The sequence below is a fragment of the Ameyamaea chiangmaiensis genome (genome assembly GCF_013376175.1).
Lineage (GTDB): Bacteria > Pseudomonadota > Alphaproteobacteria > Acetobacterales > Acetobacteraceae > Ameyamaea > Ameyamaea chiangmaiensis.
In genome coordinates, this window is sequence record NZ_JABXXR010000235.1 from 1 (window position 1) to 2,747 (window position 2,747).

A 2,747-nucleotide genomic window follows, 5' to 3' on the forward strand; every position below is an offset into this window, starting at 1 on the left:
GCCGCCGCCGCGCGCCGCGTTGCCCACCCCGGTCGAGGCACTTGCATACGGCGTGGCGGGGGGGGGTTGGACGCTGGGACGTCGCACGCACGCACGCGATCCTCGCGGACGCATGGCCGTGGCTTGGCCCGGCGGAAGCGGTGATGGCCAAGGGGGGCGATTCGCGCCTTGCCGTCGATCCGGCGACGGGGCTCAACCACTATGGCTGTTCGCATCGACCCCGGCCCTGGGCGATCACCTTTGCGTCGTCGACCGCATCCTCGATTTCCGAACGCGGCTATGCCGGCGCGGAGGCCGCGCGACGCCGCCTGATCCTGTGCGCCCTGCGCGACGGCTGGCACCCGGGGGCCATGGCGCTGACCGACGACGTGCGCGCCCGGATCGGCCGCCACTTCGGTGTCGACGCCGCGCATGTGGTTCTGGCCCCGTCAGGCACCGATTGCGAGCTTGTAGCGCTGGCGCTCGCCCGGCGGCACGGACGTCCGGTGACCAACGTCCTCATCGCGGCGGAGGAGACCGGCAGCGGCGTGCCGCTTGCAGCCGCGGGGCGGCATTTTTCCAACGAGACCGCACGCGGCGCACCGGTGGGACGGGGGCGGTTGCTGGACGGTATCGACACGGCCGCGGACGTCTACAGCGTGCCGATCCGCACCGACGCCGGGTGCGAGCGTGACCCGGCGGCCATCGACGCCGAGTGTATGGCCATCGTCCGGGCGCAGCAGGCGGCCGCACGGCACGTCCTGATCCACCGACTCGACCTGTCCAAGACCGGGCTTCTGGCCCCGGGCCTCGCGTGTTTGAAGGCTCTGGGTGGAACATCCGACGTGGTCGTCGACGCCTGTCAGGCGCGGATCGATCCGGAACGTGTGCGCGATTACCTCGACCGTGGCTGGATGGTCATGGTCACGGGCTCGAAATTCTATACCGGCCCCCCGTTCGCGGGCGCGCTGCTGCTGCCTCCGGCACTCGCGGCGGCCCTCAGGACTGGTCCGATGCCTCCGGGCCTTGGCGCCTACGTGGCGCCCGGCGACTGGCCGGGCCGGGGGTTTCCGCCCGATGGGCCGGCGAACGTGGGACTGGCCCTGCGCTGGGCCGCGGCCTGCGCGGAAATGGACGCTCTGACCGCGTTGCCACGCGCCACGGTGCGCGACCGGATCGACGGCTTCATCGGCGCCATGCGTTCGTCGATCGCGACGCGGCCTTCATTTCGCCTCCTGCCGACTTCGGCCCCCGATCGGCCATGGTTGCCGGACGCCTGGGACGACCGGCAGACAATCGTCTCCTTTCTGGTCGGGCACGGCACGGAGGATGGCTGGCGGCCGCTCGATCTCGCCGCCGCCCGGTCGGTCTATCGCTGGCTGAACGCCGATCTCGCACCCGTGTTACGCCAGCACGGCATCGCCGCGTCACCGGCCATCGCGTCGCGCCTGTGCCACATCGGGCAACCTGTCCCGGTGCCTGCGGCCGGCGCGCAGGGCGGGATCGCCGGGGCATTACGCATGTCGGCAGGCGCGCGTCTGGTCTCGGGCGAACCGTCGCACGCCGGTCTGGCGCCACAGACGCGACTGGCGCGGGAACATGCCGACGCGCGGCTGGTTCTGGACAAGATCGACCTGATCCTGACGGCCTGGGACGTCTTGCAGGCCGCCGACCCGGCGCCGGGCTTCATGCCTGCGGACCGAACCTGCTAGGACACCTCTGACACGCGCTTGCTTGCGACCCAACCCACGCCCGGCGCCTCTGTCGCCGGTGCGGCACATGGACGGATTCATGGCCCAGAACCACGGACATTTCCTCGACGCACCGCAGCTTCCCGCCGGGACGACCCGGTTCTGGCTGATCCGTCACGCACTGGTGGAGGAAAACGCCCGCCTGCGTGTCTACGGCACCGAAGATGTCCCGCTGTGTCCCGAAAGCCTTGTGGCGCAGCGTCCGATGTACGAAGCGCTGGCCAGACGGCTGCCGCAGGCGGCCCCGTGGTTCGTCTCCCCCCTGTCCCGTACCGCGCAGACCGCGCGCGCGATCCAGCAGGCCGGGTACGGCGCCCGCGACTGGACGGTCGAACCCGGTATCATGGAGCAGGCCCTCGGCGCGTGGCAGGGGCTGGAACATGCCGAACTGCCGCATCGCCTGACGCTGCCGGCCCATGTCTTCTGGTCGACATCGGCCAGCGAACGGCCGCCGGGGGGTGAAAGCATGCTCGACGTCTGCGCCCGTGTCGGCGAGGCGCTCGACCGACTGGCCGATGCGCATGACGGACAGGACATGGTGGTCGTCAGCCATGGGGGCGCCATTCGGGCGGCGCTGGCGCACGCCCTGCGCATTCATGCCGAAACCGCCCTGCATTTCTCGATCCAGAACCTGTCGCTGACCATCCTGGAACGCCTGCCGGAAGCCTGGCGTGTGGTGACCGTGAACGAGTTGCCGGGGATGTGACAACGCGCCCCGGTCCACAGACCGCCGGGGTCGCAGAGGCGGCGAGGGAACGCGCGGCCCGTTCCCCCGTTGAGCGATAACCGGCGCTTCGTTAGGGTGTGCGCCGCATGCAACGCAGATCTCCCTTTGCCCATCGGCTGACCCGTCTCGCCCTTGGTGTTCTCGCCGTCGCGCCGGTCGCGTGGCCGCCCGCGCAAGCGCAGGTGACCACGAACACCGATGCCCTTTCGGCGCTGCCGCCCGACGCACCACCTCATTCGGCCGACACGGGCAAAACCGGCGCCTCCCCCCGTTCCGCCCCGGGGCACAAG

Annotated in this window: 3 protein-coding genes; all 3 read left to right on the forward strand. The window is 70.8% G+C overall.

The annotated features are described in order from the left end of the window. Positions 1 to 1,691, forward strand: a 1,691-nt coding sequence (locus HUK82_RS15690; protein ID WP_218061617.1) for a hypothetical protein, incomplete at its 5' end; no start/stop codon positions are given. A 79-nt stretch (positions 1,692 to 1,770) separates the two neighbouring features. Then, on the forward strand, positions 1,771 to 2,436 hold the full coding sequence (locus HUK82_RS15695) for a histidine phosphatase family protein (RefSeq protein ID WP_176614833.1): 666 nt from the start codon (positions 1,771 to 1,773) through the stop codon (positions 2,434 to 2,436). A gap of 107 nt (positions 2,437 to 2,543) precedes the next feature. Continuing rightward, positions 2,544 to 2,747 (forward strand): hypothetical protein (locus HUK82_RS17240; RefSeq protein ID WP_218061618.1); only part of this gene is annotated, 204 nt, incomplete at its 3' end.